This is a genomic window from Streptomyces sp. NBC_01261 (assembly GCF_036226385.1).
In the GTDB taxonomy this organism is placed as follows: Bacteria; Actinomycetota; Actinomycetes; order Streptomycetales; family Streptomycetaceae; genus Streptomyces.
The window spans coordinates 8,239,971-8,256,576 of sequence record NZ_CP108463.1; the positions used below are offsets into that span (position 1 = coordinate 8,239,971).

Genomic DNA, 16,606 nt, shown 5'->3' on the forward strand with positions numbered 1-16,606 from the left:
GACACCGCCTTCCCGCTCATCTGGAGTACTGCCCGTTCGGGCCCGGTGTGACCCTTGGGGGAAGTTCTACAGCGGGTGCGCGGCACTGACCAGGCCTGTTGCACGCCCGATGCTGCCCGTGTGTGACCGTTTACCGGGCGCTGTGCCCGTCGCGGACCAGCGCGGCTGTGCGCCGGGGCGTGGGATCGGGCAGCGTCCGTGCCCGAACATGCCTGCGGGCGGGCCCGTTCGGTGCCCGCCCACAGTCCTGGAGTGCCATTTCCCGTCGGCACGGCCGGATGTACGGCCCGTGTCGGTGCCGCCCGGGTCAGTACGGCCAGATCGGCGGGTCGTTCACGAAGTGGCCGCCGAGATAGGCGTGCGCCTCGACGTCCGGCCGGAGCTCGCCCTGTTCGGCGACGATCTTCTCGGCGTACGGCTCGGAGTCGTCCTGCGGCTCGTAACCGAGCGCCCGCGCGGTCGACAGGTCCCACCACAGGCGGGTGTTGGCGGAGGAGCCGTAGACGACCGTGTGCTGGACGTTCTCGGCGGTCAGGGCCGCGTGGAAGAGGCGGGCGCCGTCGGCCGGGCTCATCCAGACGGACAGCATGCGCACGCTGCTGGGCTCGGCGAAGCAGGAGCCGATGCGTACGGAGACGGTCTCCAGGCCGTGCTTGTCCCAGTAGAGCTGCGCCAGGTCCTCGCCGAAGGACTTCGACAGGCCGTAGAAGGTGTCGGGGCGGTGCGGGGTGTCGATCGGGATGAGCGGGTCCCCGGCCTGAGGCCTCGGCGTGTAGCCCACCGCGTGGTTGGAGGAGGCGAAGACGACGCGGGGGACGCCCTCCTCGCGGGCGGCCTCGTAGAGGTTGTACGTGCCCTCGATGTTCGACTTGAGGATCTTGTCGAAGGAGGCTTCCAGGGAGATGCCCGCGAGATGGATGATCGCGTCGACGCCCCGCACGGCCTCGCGGAGCGCCGCCCGGTCGGAGAGGTCGGCGGTGATCGCGTCCGGCTCGCCCTCGATGGGGCGGAGGTCGAGCAGCCGCAGCTCGTAGCCGTAGGAGGGGAGCAGGTCCCGCATCAGGGTGCCGAGCCCGCCTGCGGCGCCGGTGAGCAGAACGGTGCGGGGAGCGGGCATCCTCGGTCTCCTTGGGATCGACAGTGGATGGCTGACCTCATCCATGAATGATATTCACATGCATGGACAAGCTAAGGATCGTCCGCCATGCCCGTCAAGTGTGGCGTGGACCTGGGAAATCCGCTTCCTTCTTGCTCATTTGCCTGCTTGACCCACCCTGAGGCAGATCCTTAGGGTGGGGCTGTTCAGAAATGTAGACGTTGATCAGAAGAACGTACGCGTCTGTTTCAAGGGAGAGCCCGTGACGCCAGCCCCTCTCGCCGACCGGCTCAGTATCCCCAGCGGGCCGCTCTTCTTCCCCGTCGCCGCGTACGGCCCCGACGGCGCCGTCGATCTCGACGTCTACCGCGCGCATGTCCGCCGGGGTGTCGAGGCCGGGGCCGCCGCCGTGTTCGCGTGCTGCGGCACCGGGGAGTTCCACGCACTGCTGCCCGAGGAGTTCGAGGCGTGCGTGCGGGCCGCCGTGGAGGCGACCGAGGGCCGGGTGCCGGTGATCGCGGGCGCGGGCTACGGCACCGCGCTCGCCGTACGGTACGCACGGCTCGCGGAGGCCGCCGGGGCGGACGGGCTGCTCGCCATGCCGCCGTACCTCGTCGTCGCCGGGCAGGAGGGACTGCTGCGGCACTACCGCGAGGTGGCCGCGGCGACCACGCTGCCCGTCATCGTCTACCAGCGCGACAACGCCGTCTTCACCCCCGCCACGGTGGTCGAACTCGCCCGCACCGAGGGCATCATCGGCTTCAAGGACGGCCTCGGCGACCTCGACCTGATGCAGCGGATCGTGAGCACGGTGCGCGCCGAAGTCCCGGGCGACTTCCTGTACTTCAACGGACTCCCGACCGCCGAACAGACCCAGCTCGCCTACCGTGGCATCGGCATCACCCTCTACTCCTCCGCCGTGTTCTGCTTCGTCCCCGAGATCGCGCTCGCCTTCCACCGCGCGCTGGCCACCGGCGACGACACCACGGCCAACCGCATCCTGGACGGCTTCTACCTGCCGTTCGTCGAACTGCGCGCCCAGGGCCGCGGATACGCCGTCTCGCTCGTCAAGGCGGGCGTACGGATGCGGGGGCTGGACGTCGGCGAGGTCCGCCCGCCGCTGACGGAACCGACCGAGGACCACGTCAAGCAGCTGGCCCAACTCATCGAACGCGGCTACACGTTGATCGAGTCAGAGGCCACGTCGCGGATCGAGGAGGACGCGTGAAGGCGTCGGCATTCGTCTACCCCTGGGACGTCAACGGCGACCCGGAGGCAGGCGCCAGGATCGCCCAACTAGGCGTCCGGCAGGCGACCTTGGCCTCCGCGTACCACTCCACGCGCGCGTTGACCCCCCGCCACCCGCGCCACCGCATTGTCACCGCCGAGCACGCGGCCGTCCTGTATCCCCCGGACGACCGTTGGCAGGGACGGGAGTTGAGGCCGTACGCGGCCGGCGACTGGGCGCCGGGCGACGCCTACGGCGAGGCAGCCACCGCCCTCGCGAACGCGGGCCTGGAGGTACACACCTGGGTCGTCCTCGCCCACAACTCCCGCCTGGGCGCGGACCATCCGAGCACCTCCGTGGTCAACGCCTACGGCGACCGCTATCCCTGGGCCCCCTGCATCGCCCAGCCCGCCACGCGCACGTACCTCGTCGACCTCGCCGCCGAGGCCGCCGTACGCCCCGGCGCGCACGGCACCGAACTGGAGTCCCTCGGCTGGTACGGCCTCACCCACCTGCACGCCCACGACAAGACGGCGGGAATCCCCCTCGGGGACGCCGGCCAGTACCTCATGTCCCTGTGCTTCTGCCCGGCCTGCCAGGAGGGCTACGGCGAACAGGGCCTCGACGCAGCGGAGTTGGCGGCGACGGTACGCACCGCACTGGAACCGGTGTGGCAGGGCGCGCCCTCCGACGGCGGCTGGGCGGGCGTCGAGAAACTCCTCGGCGACACGACCGCGACCGCCACCCGCGCATGGCGCGACGACCGCGCCCGCACCCTCCAGGAGACGGCGGTCGCGGCGGTCCGCGCGGCCGCACCCGCCGACTTCCAGGTACTCCTCCACGCGGACCCGGTGTCCTACCACTGCGGCGCCAACGCGGGCGTGGACCCCGGCCACATCCTCTCGGTGGCCGACGGCGTGGTCGTCCCCTGCACGGGCGGCACGGGCCTCCTGACCCCGTTCGCCGAACAGGGCGTGGACGGTGCCGTGTTGGCCGCCAACTTCACGGTGGTCTCCGGGATGGGGGGCCGACCGGGGGCGCTCGCGGCGGACGCCGAGCGGGCACGCGGGCTCGGGGCGACTGAACTGCGGCTCTATCACGCGGGGTTGGCTTCGGAGGGGGACTTGGCGGCGGTTCGGGGGGCGTTGGGCTGGGGCTGAGACGGGGGTGGGGGTGGGGCCGGAGTGAGCGACGGCGGGGACGCGTCCTGTGCCGGCAGTGCCCGAGGATCCCCCGTCCCAAGCGCCGCCAAGAGCAGGCCCGTTGCGAGCAACGCCACCCCGCTCAGCACCAACAGCAGCCGGAAGTCGGCCAGTTCGACCAGTGCCGCCCCCGCCCCCAGCCCGATCACGTTCGGCGTGAAGATCAGGGTGTTCGCGGTGGCGGTGGCCCGGCCGAGCAACGGGCCCGGCAACTCCCGCTGCACGGCGGTGAACGCGGCGATCAGCACGCACGGGAGACCCAGTCCGATGGCCGCGCCGCTCGCCAGGATCACCGGGTCGGACGGCACCGCACGCGCGGCCACCCCGGCTGCCGTGAGGACGATGCCGGCCGCCCCGAAGCGCCGCTCGCCGAGTCGTCGTAGAGCGGGTCCGGAGACGAGACCGACCGCTACCGAACCGGTGCCCTGGGCCGCGTACAGCACGCCCGTGTAGGCCGGGTCGTGGCCCAGGGCGGCGACGATCGCGTAGGTCGTGGAGCTGCTCAGGGAGGCGAGGAACATCGTGGCCCCGCCTGCCAGGACCAGTGGGCGCAGCAGGGGATGCCCCCACAACTCCCGTACGCCCTCGACGGTTTGGGTCCGCCAGGTGCCGGTGGGGCGCTGCGGCCGTTCCTCCGGCGCGCGGATGAACAGCCACAGGGCCGCCGCCAGCGCGAACGTGACCGCGTCCAGACCGGCCACCGCAGGCCCGCCGAACGCCGTGTACAGGCCCGCGCCCGTCAGGGGCGCGACCAGTTTCATGCCCTCTACGGCCGTCATCCGCAGCCCGTTGAAGTCGCCGAGGAGATCGCGGTCGACGACGGTGGCGAGGAGGGCCGACTCGGCGGGGTCCTGGACGACGACGGTGGTGCCGTAGACGAACAGGACGGCGAAGAGGAGCCACAGATCGGCGCGGGAGTGGACGGCGAAGAGGGTGAGGAGGAGGGCGGCCAGGCCGAGGTTCGTCCGGATCAGCAGGGGCTTGCGGCGGACGCGGTCGGCGATCGTGCCGAGGGCCGGGCCGAACAGGGTCGGCGCCCACACGCTGAAGGTGCACAGTGCGGCGAGACCGTTCGAACCGGTGAGGTCCTTCACCCACACGCCTGCCGCGAGCCCGAGCGCGGACGTGCCGAAGGCGGACACGATCAGGCCCACGAGATACAGCCCCGCGTTGCGGTCCCGGAGGATGCGCGTCACGGTCCAGTTTGTCGTCATGCCTGGTCATCGTGGGTCTAAGGCGGGGGCGACGGCATCGGGCAGGTGCCGTAGAAACGCGGGGTGGTGGGGTCGTGGCGGAGGTGTGCGATGAGTTTCGGCCCTGCCGCCGGTCTACCTCATGAGCGGAGTTCGCCTCCCTTGCCGATCCCCTTCAGTCCTCTCAGCCCCTTCAGTCCCCTCCGATCAGCCTCCGTCCCCTTCGATCTCCTGAGGAGATTCGCATGACCGACGACACGATCCTCGACCTCGGCCCGCAGACCCGGGTCATCGCGCGGCTCGCCGAGGGGGTGACCGACGAGCAGCTGGCGGACGGGACGCCGTGTCCCGAACTCGCCGTACGCAACATGCTGGGGCACGTGCTCGGCCTGTCCGTCGCCTTCCGCGACGCCGCGCGCAAGGACCTGGGCGTCACGACCGACACCGACCCGGGTGCTACGGCCCCCGACATCGGCCCCGACTGGCGCGAGCAACTCCCCAAGGTCCTCGACGACTTGGCCGAGGCCTGGCGCGACCCGGCCGCCTGGACCGGCATGACCCGCGCGGGCGGTGTGGACCTCCCCGGCGCGGTCGCCGCGGCCGTAGTCGCCGACGAACTGGTCATCCACGGCTGGGACTTGGCGGTGGCCACCGGCCGCCCCTACGACCCCGACCCGGCCGCACTCCAGACGTCGTACGGCTTCCTCCTCGCGGCCACACAGGACCCGACCCGCGGGGGCGGCATCTTCGGCCCGGTGGTCCCGGTATCGGACGAAGCACCGCTGCTGGACCGGGCGTTGGGGCTCAGCGGACGCGACCCGGGCTGGAAGGCTTAGCGGGAGCCGGGGGAGGCCGCCGGGCGAAGCGGGCCGGGGTGGTGGGCTTCGGCGGTGAGAGCAGCGCCGTTGAACTGCCGGCGATGTGGCGCGGGTTGCCACTGCCGGCCCGCACCCGGAGCCCGACGCCGACACACCCACGACCGGAAACGCCACAGGCCATTCGGCGCCTCGCGCCGGGCCCCCTGCCGCAGCCAGCTTTCACCCGGAGCCCGGAGCCCGGAGCCCGGAGCCCGGAGCCGGAGCCGGAGCCGGAGCTCGGAGCCGGAGCTCGGAGCTCGGACGCCCGTGAACCGAGGCGCCGTAGGTCACTCAGGCCCCCGCGTCCGTGACTTTCGTGCCGCTGCCGGCCTGCACCCGCAGCTCGACGCCGGCATACCCGCGAGCCGACTGGAGGTAGGTCGCTCAGGCCTCGGGCCCGGGACTCCCGTGCCACAGCCAGCCTGCATCCGGGGCCCGGACGCCCGTGAACCGAGGCGCCGTAGGTCACTCAGGCCCCCGCGTCCGGGACTCCCGTGCCGCTGCCGGCCTGCACCCGCAGCTCGACGCCGGCATACCCGCGAGCCGACTGGAGGTAGGTCGCTCAGGCCTCGGGCCCGGGACCCCGGTGCCGCAGCCAGCCTGCATCCGGGGCCCGGAGTTCGTGCGCCCTTGAGCCGTAGGTGACTCAGGCCCCCGCCGCAGCCTGTCGGCCCGCACCCGCAGCTCGACGCCGACACACCCACGACGGGAAACGCCGCAGGCCATTCGGCGCCTCGCGCCCCGGAACCCACGGCGACGGTGAGGTGCAACTCGAAGTGGCTGAACCGGTCCCGCGCCCGCAGCCGGCCCGGAGCTCGGACGCTCGCGAGCCGAGACGTCGTAGGTCACTCAGGCCTTGTCTCCGGGACCCCGCCGCAGCCAGCCAGCCAGCCAGCCAGCACCCGCACCCCGCCGCCAGCCCACCCGCGAGCCGAATCGCCGTAGATCGCTCACACCCCGTGCCCAGGCCCCCCGCCGCACCCCCACGCCGCCCCCGGACCGAAACCCCATAGCCCCCAGCCACCCCGAGCCAAGCCCCCCGAAGCCGAACCCCGTCGAACGTCGAACTTCCCGAATCCAACCCCCATAGCCCACCTCACCCCCAGCCCCCACACACCACCCCGAAACATGAGCGCCGAGGGCCCCGGAACCGTACTCTTCCCCACCATGCCTCTCAGTCTGACCGTCCTCGGCACAGCCTCCCCGCATCCGCGCCCCGGCCGCCCCTGCTCCGGGTACCTGCTGCGCGGTGGCGGGGCCGAGGTGTGGCTGGACGCGGGGACAGGGACGTTCGCGGAGTTGCAGCGGCACACGGATCCGGCGCGGCTCACCGCGATCTGGATCTCGCATCTGCACGCCGACCACTGCGCCGATCTCCTCGCCGCCGCCTACGCGTTCGCCTACGGCGGGATGACCCCGACCTCCCCGATCCCGCTCTACGCGCCGCAGGACTGCGCCCGCCGGCTCGCCGGGTTCTTCGGACAGCCGGACGTCCGGTTCCTGAGCGGCGTCTTCGACTTCCGGCCGCTCTACGACGGCCACGCCGTCCGGCACTGGAACCTCCGGCTCACAGCACGCGCCGTCGTCCACGACACCGAGGCGTACGGGCTGCGTGCCGAGTGCCAGGGGAGTGTGCTCGGGTACTCCGGGGACAGCGGACCCTGCGAGGCGCTGTCCGAACTCGCGGGCGGCGCAGACGTGTTCCTCTGCGAGGCCGACATCGACCGGCATCGCGAAGGCGAACGCCAGGTCCATCTCACGCCCGAGGATGCGGGCGCCTGCGCCAAGGGTGCGCGCGAACTCCTCATCACCCACGTGGGACCCACCCTCACCCGCGAAGCCGCCCTGGAGCGCGCCGCCGCGATCTTCCCCGGCCGGACCTCCGCCGCGCTGGAAGGCGTCACCAAGACCATGTGACGCCCCGCCGGGGCCAGTTACCGGTTCTTCTGTCAGAAGCATTGACGAAACAAAAGCGCGCTCCTACCTTCAACCCGTCGTACTTCGTACGTCATATATGAGACGCGATACGCGAGATCAGATACACGAGAGCCGGACGAGCGAGCCGGACGTGTGCCATCTGCTCCGCACCCCGCAGCCACGTCGCATCCGAGAGGCGCGCATGACCTCTGTGCCCACGCCGATCCCGTCCCGCACGCAGTACGTGCAGGAGGAGATCAAACGCCGCATCCTCACCGGTCAGCTGACGCCGGGTCAGCCCCTGGTCGAGACCGACCTCGCCGCACAGTTCGGGGTGTCCAAGACCCCCGTGCGCGAGGCGCTCAAGACCCTGGCCGGTACCGGGCTCGTCGTGATGAACCAGTACAAGGGCGTCACGGTGCGCATGGTGGACGCGGACATGGCGCGCGAGGTGTACGACGTACGCCTGCTCCTCGAACCCGAGGCGCTACGGCGGGCCGTGCATCGCCGCGCCTCCCTGGACGCCGCGCGCGACGCCCTCACCCGCGCCGACGAGGCCACCGACACCGCCGAACGCTCCCTCGCCAACCGGGAGTTCCACCGCGCCCTGTACCTGCCGTGCGGCAACCCGCTGCTCGGCCGGATGCTCGACGAGGTCCGCGACCAGGCCGCCCTCGTCTCCGCCGTCGCCTGGGCCGCCTCACCCTCCTGGGAACGGGAGGCCGGCGAACACCGGGAGATCCTGCGGCTCGCCCTCGATGGCGACGCGGACGGCGCGGCCACCGCGCTGCACGCCCACATCGCGTCCTTCGTCCAACGGGCCTTCCCTGGAACCGAGTTGGATACCCAAGGACGGAGTGCCCACGGACAGGACTCCCACGCGCAGGACTCCCACGGACAGGACTCCCACGGACAGGACTCTCACGCACAGGACTCCCACGGAGAGGACAGTCGGGCATGACGGCGACGTTCGAGGCCCAACGCACCGCCCTGGCCGACGTGGTGGCGATCCCCGTGACCCCGTTCGCCGAGGACGGCAGCGTCGACCAGGACACCCACCGGGCCCTGCTCCGCCGCCTGCTCGACGGCGGCGTCGGCATCCTCACGCCGAACGGCAACACCGGCGAGTTCTACGCCCTCACCCCTCAAGAGCGGCAGCTCGTGACGGAGTTGACCATCGACGAGGCGGGCGGACGTGCCGCGATCCTCGTCGGCGTCGGGCACGACGTCCCCACCGCCGTCGCCTCAGCCCGGCACGCCCGCGACCTCGGCGCCCAGATGGTGATGGTCCATCAGCCCGTCCACCCGTACGTCTCGCAGGACGGCTGGGTCGACTACCACCGCGCCATCGCCGAGGCCGTGCCCGACCTGGGCGTCGTCCCGTACATCCGCAACGCCCAGCTCCTCGGCGCCCGCCTCGCCGAACTCGCCGACGACTGCCCGAACGTGATCGGCGTCAAGTACGCCGTCCCGGACGCGGCCCGCTTCGCCGCCTTCGCCCGGGACGCGGGGCTCGAACGCTTCGTGTGGGTGGCAGGGCTGGCCGAACCGTACGCGCCCTCCTACTTCTCGGCGGGCGCCACCGGCTTCACCTCAGGGCTCGTGAACGTCGCCCCGTCCGTCTCGCTGAACATGATCGAAGCGCTTCGATCAGGGGACTATCCGGGGGCGATGAAGGTGTGGGAGCAGATCCGCCGCTTTGAGGAACTAAGGGCCGCGAACGGCTCCGCCAACAACGTCACGATCGTCAAGGAAGCGCTTGCGTCCCTCGGCCTGTGCCGTCGTGACGTACGTCCGCCCAGCAGGCCCCTGCCCGAGAGCGAGCGCGCCGAGGTCGCCGCAATAGCCGCCGGATGGTCCGTATGAAGGCACCGGAAGAGCTCAGAAGCCACCAGTGGTACGGCACCGACGGGCTCCGCTCCTTCAGCCACCGGGCCCGCACCCGCCAGCTCGGCTACCTCCCCGAGGAGCACCTCGGCAAGCCCGTCATCGCGATCCTCAACACCTGGTCGGACATCAATCCCTGCCATGTGCACCTCCGCGAGCGCGCCCAGGCCGTGAAGCGCGGGGTGTGGCAGGCCGGTGGCTTCCCGCTCGAATTCCCGGTCGCCACGCTCAGCGAGACCTTTCAGAAGCCGACCCCGATGCTCTACCGCAACCTCCTCGCGATGGAGACCGAGGAGCTGCTGCGGTCGTACCCCGTGGACGGCGCCGTGCTGATGGGCGGCTGCGACAAGTCCACGCCCGCGCTGCTGATGGGCGCCGCCTCCGTCGACCTGCCGACCGTCTTCGTGCCCGCCGGGCCGATGCTGCCGGGCCACTGGCGCAACGAGATCCTCGGCTCCGGTACCGACATGTGGAAGTACTGGGACGACAAGCGCGCCGGCCTCATCGGCGAGTGCGAGATGACCGAGTTGGAGAGCGGCCTCGCGCGTTCGCCCGGGCACTGCATGACCATGGGGACGGCGTCCACGCTGACGGCCGCCGCCGAGGCGCTGGGCGTGACCGTGCCGGGTGCGTCGAGCATCCCCGCCGTGGACTCGGGGCACGATCGGATGGCCGCGCAATCCGGCATGAGGATCGTCGAACAAGTCCACAAGGGGCGTGTTCTCTCGTCGATCCTCACCCCGGAAGCCTTCGAGGACGCGGTCACCACCGTCCTCGGCCTCGGCGGCTCCACCAACGCCGTGATCCACCTGATCGCCATGGCCGGCCGCGCGGGCGTCCGCCTCACGCTCGACGACTTCGACCGCATCGCCCGCACTGTCCCGGTCCTCGCGAACGTACGGCCCGGCGGACAGACGTACCTCATGGAGGACTTCCACTTCGCCGGCGGCCTCCCCGGCTTCCTCTCCCGGATCACCGACCTGCTCCACCTGGACCGGCCGACGGTCTCGTACGACACCCTGCGCGAGCAGCTCGACGGCGCGCGCGTGCACAACGACGACGTCATACGCCCCCGCGACAACCCGGTCGCGAACGAGGGCGGAGTGGCGGTCCTGCGCGGCAACCTCTGCCCGGACGGCGCCGTCATCAAGCACATCGCCGCCGAACCGCACCTGCTCAGGCACACCGGCCCCGCGGTCGTCTTCGACGACTACCGGACCATGCAACGCACCATCAACGAACCGGAGTTGGGCATCGCCGCCGACAGCGTGCTGGTGCTGCGCAACGCGGGCCCCAAGGGCGGCCCCGGCATGCCCGAGTACGGCATGCTCCCGCTGCCCGACCACCTCCTCAAGCAGGGCGTCCGGGACATGGTCCGGATCTCCGACGCCCGGATGAGCGGAACGAGTTACGGCACGTGCGTGCTGCACATCGCGCCCGAGTCGTACGTCGGCGGACCACTGGCGCTCGTCCGGACCGGGGACACCATCACCCTGGACGTCGAGGCGCGCACCCTCCAACTCAACGTGGACGACGAGGAGTTGGAGCGACGCCGAGCGGAGTGGACCCCGCCGCCCGCACGGTACGAGCGCGGCTACGGCGCGCTCTACAACGACCAGATCACCCAGGCGGACACCGGCTGCGACTTCGAGTTCCTGGCCCGTCCGGGCAAGGTGCCCGACCCGTACGCCGGTTGAGCACCTCCCCATGCCTGTCGAGCAAGCGCTTCCTATGCTGAACGGAGAACAGTCATGGCCCAAGCCGCAGCCGTGGCGAAACCGCCCGCGCCACCCCGGCGGCGCCGTGCCTCCGCGACCCCGCGCAGGCTCCCGTACCTGCTGATCGCCCCGGCCGCCCTGCTCATGCTGGGCTTCATCGCCTACCCGGTCATCAGCGTCTTCTACTACAGCCTGCAGAACTACAACCCCACCAAACCGTGGCGCAACGGCTTCGCGGGTCTCGACAACTTCACCCACGCCTTCACCAACGACCCCCAGTTCTGGGACACGTTGACCTTCAGCGCCAAGTGGGTCGTCGTAGAGGTGGGCCTCCAACTCCTCTTCGGACTGGCCCTCGCGTTGATCGTCAACCAGACCTTCGTGGGCCGGTCCATCGGCCGCGCGCTGGTGTTCTCCCCGTGGGCCGTGTCGGGCGTCCTGACCTCCGCGATCTGGGTGCTGCTCTACAACTCCCAGACAGGCGTGACCCGTTACCTCGCCGACATGGGAATCGGCCAGTACGGCACGAGTTGGCTCTCCGACCCCTCAACCGTCTTCTCCGCGGCGGTAGTCGCGGACCTCTGGCGGGGTGTCCCCTTCTTCGCGATCCTCATCCTCGCCGACCTCCAGTCCGTGTCGAAGGACCTGTACGAGGCCGCCGAGGTCGACGGCGCCAGCCGCTTCAAGCAGTTCCTGCACATCACCCTGCCGCACCTCAAGGACGCGATCGTGCTGTCCACACTGCTGCGCGCGGTCTGGGAGTTCAACAACGTCGACCTCCTCTACACCCTGACCGGCGGCGGTCCGGCCGGCGAGACGACCACGCTCCCGCTCTACGTCGCCAACACCAGCGTCGAGGCACACAACTTCGGCTACGCGTCCGCCCTCACCACGGTCGCCTTCGTGATCCTTCTCTTCTTCTCGATCATCTACCTGCGCCTGAGCAAGTTCGGAGGCGGCGACAAGTGATCACCGAGATCGCTCCGGCCCGCGAGCGGGAGTCCGCCGCACCGCAGCAGCCGCGCAAGGTCCGCCGTGCCTGGGACGAGGTCCCGCGCTGGCAGATCTACCTCCCTCTGGGGATCTACCTCGTCTTCACCCTGATCCCCTTCTACTGGATCCTGCTCTTCGCGTTCCGCCCGGCCGGCTCGACCTCCCTGGTCCCCTGGCCGATGACCCTCGACCACTTCCAGAAGGTGTGGACCGAACGCAGCTTCGGCGTCTACTTCCAGAACAGCGTCTACGTCGGCGTCGCCACCCTGATCCTCACCACCGTGGTCGCGCTGGCCGGCGGCTACGCGCTCGCTCGCTTCGAGTTCAAGGTCAAGCGCGCCTTCATGCTCGCCCTGCTCTGCTCCCAATTCGTGCCGGGCGCCCTGCTGTTGGTCCCGCTGTTCCAGATCTTCGCCAAGCTCCAGATGATCAACTCGCTCGGCAGTGTCATCCTCGCGGAGACCGTCTTCCAGCTGCCGCTGTCGATGATCCTCATCAGCGGCTTCATCCGGAACGTCCCGCAGTCCCTCGAAGAGGCCGCCTGGGTCGACGGCTGCAACCGCTTCGCCGCGTTCCGCATCGTCGTCCTCCCGCTGCTGCGGCCCGGGCTGATCGCCGTCGGCTCCTTCGCCTTCGTGCACGCCTGGAACCACTTCCTGTTCGCCCTGATGTTCCTCTCCGACCAGAGCAAGCAGACGATCCCGGTCGGCCTCAACACCCTGATGAGCGCGGACAGCGTCGACCTCGGCGCACTCGCCGCCGGCGGCATCGTCGCGGCCGTACCGGTGGTCATCGTGTTCGCCTTCATTCAGAAGTGGCTGATCACCGGCTTCAGCGCGGGGGCGGTGAAGGGATGAGGCAACCGCTTACCCTGCTGGCGAAGATCGTCGAAGCAGGGAGAATCCCATGACATCCACCACCGGTCCTACGACCGTCACCGCACCCGGCTCCACACCCCTCGCCCCGCCCGTCTCCATCGTCCTCGCGGGCGCCCGGGGCCACGGCCGCTGGCACGTCGAGAACATCCGCCGGCTCCAGGACAAGGGGCTCGTACGGCTCGCCGGAATCTGCGAGCTGACCCCGTTGACCGAGGAGGAGTTCGGGGGCGAACTCCCCGCGCAGTCACCGGACTTCGGTGCCCTCCTCGACTCCACCGGTGCCCAGGTCGCCGTGATCTGCACCCCGATCCCGACCCACACGGACCTCGCCCTGGCCGCCGCGCAGCGGGGCGTGCACCTGCTGCTGGAGAAGCCGCCCGCGCCCTCGTACGCCGAGTTCCGCCGGATGGCCGACGGGGTCGCCGCGGCCGGGGTGGTCTGCCAGATCGGGTTCCAGTCGCTCGGCTCGCACGCCGTGCCCGCGGTCCGCGAGCTGATCGAGAAGGGTGTGATCGGCACGCTGACCGGGGTCGGCGGGGCCGGTGCCTGGGCGCGCGACGAGGCGTACTACCGGCGTGCCCCCTGGGCCGGCAAGCGGCGTCTGAACGGCGTCGACGTGATCGACGGCGCGCTCACCAACCCCCTCGCGCACGCCGTCGCCACCGCCCTCGCCCTCAACGACACGACCCGCGCCGAGGACGTCGTCCGCATCGAGACGGAACTCGTGCGCGCCAACGACATCGAGTCCGACGACACCTCCTGCGTCCGCGTCACCACCGTCCAGGGCCGGCCGGTCACCGTCGCCGTGACCCTGTGCGCCGAACACCCCGGCGAGCCCTACGTGTTGGTGCACGGCAGCGAGGGCCGGATCACCTACTGGTACAAGCAGGACCGCGTCCTGCTCCAGCGCGCGGGCCACGGCCCGGAGGAGTTCGTGTACGGCAGCACGGACCTGCTGGAGAACTTGGTCGCCCATCTCACCGACGGCGCCGAGCTGTTGGTCGAACCGGACGCGACAGGCGCCTTCATGAAGGTCGTCGAGGCCATCCGCGAGGCCGCCGACCCGGCCCCGCTGCCCACCGATGCCTGGCACCTGATCCCCACCGAGAACCGCCGGGTCGTCCCCGGCATCGACGCACTGGTCACGGCGGCGGCCGACACCCTCGCCCTCTACTCCGAGCTGGGCGCCTCCTGGGCCCCACCGAAAGAGGTGAGCACCTGATGATCACCCATGACACGCCGGTGCTGCGCGTCGCGGGCCGCCCGGTCGCCCGGTACGTCACCCGGCCCGAGCTGCCCGACCGGCTCTCCCCGCGCCCCTATCTGCACCCGGTGACCACCCTGGCGGGCACGGCGGTCACCGAGTTGAGCCCCGTCGACCACACCCACCACCTCGGCGTCGGTGTCGCCGTTCCCGACGTCGAGGGGCACAACTTCTGGGGCGGGCGCACCTACGTCCGTGACCAGGGCCCCACGGAACTGGACAACCACGGCGCCCAACGCCACTCCGCCTTCCAACTCCTCGACCCCGACGGCTTCGTGGAGGAACTGCGCTGGGTGGCCTCCGGTGCCGAACTGCTCCGCGAACGCCGTACGGTCGCCGCCACCGAACTCACCGACACCGCCTGGGCGTTGGACTTCACCTTCTCCCTCACCAACGTGACGCCGGACGCCCTCTCGATCGGCAGTCCCGCCACCAATGGCCGCCCCGGGGCCGCGTACGGCGGCTTCTTCTGGCGGGCCCGCAAGGAGGCCGAGACCCCGCACGTCTTCACCGCCGACCACGAGGGCGAACCGGAGATCCACGGCACCCGCGCCGACTGGCTCGCCCTCACCGGCACCGGCTGGACCCTGGTCCTCGCCGGCGCCACGGACCGCTCCCGGCAGGACCCGTGGTTCGTCCGCACCGCCGAATACCCGGGCGTGGGGGCGTCGTTGGCCTCGGAGGAGCGGCTGCCGATACCGCCCGGCGACACGGTCGTACGACGGATCGTCACCGTCGTCGCGGACGGCCGCCTGAACCGGACCGAGGCCGCGGCACTCGTGCGGAAGGCGGTCAGCCAGTGACGCACGAGACGTACACGAACCCCGTCCTGAACGCCGACTGGTCCGACCCGGACGTCATCCGCGTCGGCGACGACTTCTACCTCACCGCGTCCAGCTTCGGCCGCGTCCCGGGCCTGCCCCTGCTGCACTCCCGCGACCTGGTCAACTGGACCCTGATCGGCCACGCCCTCCAACGCCTCGAACCGGTGAGGGAGTTCAGGACCCCGCGGCACGACCGCGGCGTCTGGGCACCGGCGTTGAGGTACCACGACGAACGCTTCTGGATCTTCTGGGGCGACCCCGACCAGGGCATCTTCCAGGTCAACGCCCCCGAGATACGCGGCCCTTGGACCCGCCCGCACCTCCTCAAGGAGGGCAAGGGCCTCATCGACCCGTGCCCCCTGTGGGACGACGACACCGACGAGGCCTACCTCGTCCACGCCTGGGCCAAGTCCCGCGCGGGCATCAAGAACCGCCTCACCGGCCACCGCATGCACCCCGACGCCACGACCCTCCTCGACGACGGCAAGGTGATCGTCGACGCGGAACGCATCCCCGGCTGGTTCACCCTGGAGGGCCCCAAACTCCACCAGCACGACGGCTGGTTCTGGATCCTCGCCCCCGCGGGGGGAGTCGAGACCGGCTGGCAGGGCGCGCTCCGCTCGCGCGGCTTCTTCGGCCCGTACGAGGAGAAGGTCGTCCTGGAACAAGGGGACACCGACATCAACGGCCCCCACCAGGGCGCGTGGGTGAACACCCCGTCCGGCGAGGACTGGTTCGTGCACTTCCAACAGCGGGGCGCCTACGGCCGGTTGGTCCACCTCCAGCCGATGCGCTGGGACGACGAGGGCTGGCCGGTCATCGGCGACGCCGGCGCCCCCGTGGCCGTACACCGGAAACCGGACCTCCCGCCGCAGCCGCCCGCCGCGCCCGCCACCGACGACGACTTCCCCGGCGGACGGTACGGCCGCCAGTGGCAGTGGACCGCGAACCCGCAAGACGGCTGGGCCACCCACCACTCGGGCGACGGCCTACGACTGACCTGCGCCCGTACGGCCGACGCGCACGACCTGCGCAAGCTGCCGAACCTCCTCACCCAGCGTCTGCCCGGCGCCCCCGTCGTCGTCGAGGTGGAACTACGCCTGCTCGGCGCGGAGTTGGGCGCACGGGCCGGACTCGCCGTGCTCGGCGACGCGTACAGCTGGATCGGGCTGGAGCGAGACACGGACGGCAGCGCGATGTTCGTCCACCGCTTCGCCGAGCCTGTCGCCGAGCGCGAACGCGACGCGGGGGAGTCGTACCCCGCCCCCGAGGGCCGGGTCCACCTCCGCATCGAGATCGGCACCGGCGCGCGTTGCCGTTTCTTCTACGACGTCGGGGACGGGCCGCGGCCGAGCGGCCAGGTCTTCGCCGCCACGCCCTGGCGCTGGGTCGGCGCCCTGCTCGGGCTCTTCGCGCTCGCGCCCGTAGGCCCGGGACATGCCGGCACGGCCGGTTTCACGCGGTTCCGGATCAGTTCTCTCTGACTCACCCTGCCCGTCCGCCTGTTGGGAGTCGCAATGACGCACCTCCGTGGCAAGCGCTTGCCCAC

At 70.9% G+C, this 16,606-nt stretch carries 14 protein-coding genes; 12 read left to right on the plus strand and 2 right to left on the minus strand.

What is annotated here, in order from left to right; all coding sequences use genetic code 11:
- Nucleotides 1-307: 307 nt before the first annotated feature.
- Nucleotides 308-1,117 (minus strand): NAD-dependent epimerase/dehydratase family protein, encoded by an 810-nt coding sequence (locus OG226_RS36755; RefSeq protein ID WP_329351234.1) that lies wholly within the window; start codon nt 1,115-1,117, stop codon nt 308-310.
- Between the two features lie 241 nt (nt 1,118-1,358).
- On the opposite strand from OG226_RS36755, the gene OG226_RS36760 reads away from it, so the two are divergent.
- Both OG226_RS36760 and OG226_RS36765 read left to right on the plus strand, forming a co-directional pair.
- Entirely contained in the window at nt 1,359-2,324 is a 966-nt protein-coding gene (locus tag OG226_RS36760) for a 5-dehydro-4-deoxyglucarate dehydratase (RefSeq protein WP_329351235.1), read from the plus strand.
- Entirely contained in the window at nt 2,321-3,484 is a 1,164-nt protein-coding gene (locus tag OG226_RS36765; RefSeq protein WP_329351236.1) for a hypothetical protein, read from the plus strand. Before OG226_RS36760 ends, OG226_RS36765 begins: the two co-directional genes overlap by 4 nt.
- Here the strand turns inward: OG226_RS36765 and OG226_RS36770 are convergent.
- Nucleotides 3,421-4,740, minus strand: coding sequence for an MFS transporter (locus OG226_RS36770; RefSeq protein WP_329351237.1), 1,320 nt, complete (start codon nt 4,738-4,740; stop codon nt 3,421-3,423). The two genes, OG226_RS36765 and OG226_RS36770, sit on opposite strands and share 64 nt — an antisense overlap.
- Before the next feature lie 224 nt (nt 4,741-4,964).
- Here OG226_RS36770 and OG226_RS36775 point away from each other — a divergent pair, with 224 nt between their 5' ends.
- From OG226_RS36775 to OG226_RS36820, 10 genes are all read left to right on the plus strand, one after another.
- Nucleotides 4,965-5,555: a TIGR03086 family metal-binding protein gene (locus OG226_RS36775; protein WP_329351238.1), complete on the plus strand. Its 591-nt coding sequence runs from the start codon at nt 4,965-4,967 to the stop codon at nt 5,553-5,555.
- 1,188 nt (nt 5,556-6,743) lie between these two features.
- Nucleotides 6,744-7,493 (plus strand): MBL fold metallo-hydrolase, encoded by a 750-nt coding sequence (locus OG226_RS36780; protein ID WP_329351239.1) that lies wholly within the window; start codon nt 6,744-6,746, stop codon nt 7,491-7,493.
- Between the two features lie 202 nt (nt 7,494-7,695).
- Nucleotides 7,696-8,454 carry a GntR family transcriptional regulator gene (locus tag OG226_RS36785; protein WP_329351240.1) on the plus strand — a complete coding sequence of 253 codons (759 nt, stop codon included), beginning with the start codon at nt 7,696-7,698 and terminating at the stop codon, nt 8,452-8,454.
- Nucleotides 8,451-9,359, plus strand: coding sequence for a dihydrodipicolinate synthase family protein (locus OG226_RS36790; protein WP_329351241.1), 909 nt, complete (start codon nt 8,451-8,453; stop codon nt 9,357-9,359). The genes OG226_RS36785 and OG226_RS36790 overlap by 4 nt, the downstream gene beginning before the upstream one ends.
- Nucleotides 9,347-11,077 carry an L-arabinonate dehydratase gene (gene araD, locus OG226_RS36795; protein WP_328684100.1) on the plus strand — a complete coding sequence of 577 codons (1,731 nt, stop codon included), beginning with the start codon at nt 9,347-9,349 and terminating at the stop codon, nt 11,075-11,077. Before OG226_RS36790 ends, araD begins: the two co-directional genes overlap by 13 nt.
- A gap of 54 nt (nt 11,078-11,131) precedes the next feature.
- Nucleotides 11,132-12,067 (plus strand): carbohydrate ABC transporter permease, encoded by a 936-nt coding sequence (locus tag OG226_RS36800; protein WP_200713566.1) that lies wholly within the window; start codon nt 11,132-11,134, stop codon nt 12,065-12,067.
- Nucleotides 12,064-12,948: a carbohydrate ABC transporter permease gene (locus OG226_RS36805; protein ID WP_328684101.1), complete on the plus strand. Its 885-nt coding sequence runs from the start codon at nt 12,064-12,066 to the stop codon at nt 12,946-12,948. The genes OG226_RS36800 and OG226_RS36805 overlap by 4 nt, the downstream gene beginning before the upstream one ends.
- 49 nt (nt 12,949-12,997) lie before the next feature.
- Nucleotides 12,998-14,191 carry a Gfo/Idh/MocA family protein gene (locus tag OG226_RS36810; RefSeq protein ID WP_329351242.1) on the plus strand — a complete coding sequence of 398 codons (1,194 nt, stop codon included), beginning with the start codon at nt 12,998-13,000 and terminating at the stop codon, nt 14,189-14,191.
- On the plus strand, nt 14,191-15,036 hold the full coding sequence (locus tag OG226_RS36815) for a PmoA family protein (protein ID WP_329351243.1): 846 nt from the start codon (nt 14,191-14,193) through the stop codon (nt 15,034-15,036). Before OG226_RS36810 ends, OG226_RS36815 begins: the two co-directional genes overlap by 1 nt.
- Nucleotides 15,033-16,541 (plus strand): glycoside hydrolase family 43 protein, encoded by a 1,509-nt coding sequence (locus OG226_RS36820; protein WP_328684104.1) that lies wholly within the window; start codon nt 15,033-15,035, stop codon nt 16,539-16,541. The genes OG226_RS36815 and OG226_RS36820 overlap by 4 nt, the downstream gene beginning before the upstream one ends.
- Nucleotides 16,542-16,606 lie beyond the last annotated feature (65 nt).

Coding starts and splice junctions, on each gene's coding strand:
- OG226_RS36755 (WP_329351234.1), bottom strand. CDS start 1,117: ATGCCCGCTCCCCGCACCGTTCTGCTCACCGGCGCCGCAGGCGGGCTC.
- OG226_RS36770 (WP_329351237.1), bottom strand. CDS start 4,740: ATGACGACAAACTGGACCGTGACGCGCATCCTCCGGGACCGCAACGCG.
- OG226_RS36775 (WP_329351238.1), top strand. CDS start 4,965: ATGACCGACGACACGATCCTCGACCTCGGCCCGCAGACCCGGGTCATC.
- OG226_RS36780 (WP_329351239.1), top strand. CDS start 6,744: ATGCCTCTCAGTCTGACCGTCCTCGGCACAGCCTCCCCGCATCCGCGC.
- OG226_RS36785 (WP_329351240.1), top strand. CDS start 7,696: ATGACCTCTGTGCCCACGCCGATCCCGTCCCGCACGCAGTACGTGCAG.
- OG226_RS36790 (WP_329351241.1), top strand. CDS start 8,451: ATGACGGCGACGTTCGAGGCCCAACGCACCGCCCTGGCCGACGTGGTG.
- araD (WP_328684100.1), top strand. CDS start 9,347: ATGGTCCGTATGAAGGCACCGGAAGAGCTCAGAAGCCACCAGTGGTAC.
- OG226_RS36800 (WP_200713566.1), top strand. CDS start 11,132: ATGGCCCAAGCCGCAGCCGTGGCGAAACCGCCCGCGCCACCCCGGCGG.
- OG226_RS36810 (WP_329351242.1), top strand. CDS start 12,998: ATGACATCCACCACCGGTCCTACGACCGTCACCGCACCCGGCTCCACA.
- OG226_RS36815 (WP_329351243.1), top strand. CDS start 14,191: ATGATCACCCATGACACGCCGGTGCTGCGCGTCGCGGGCCGCCCGGTC.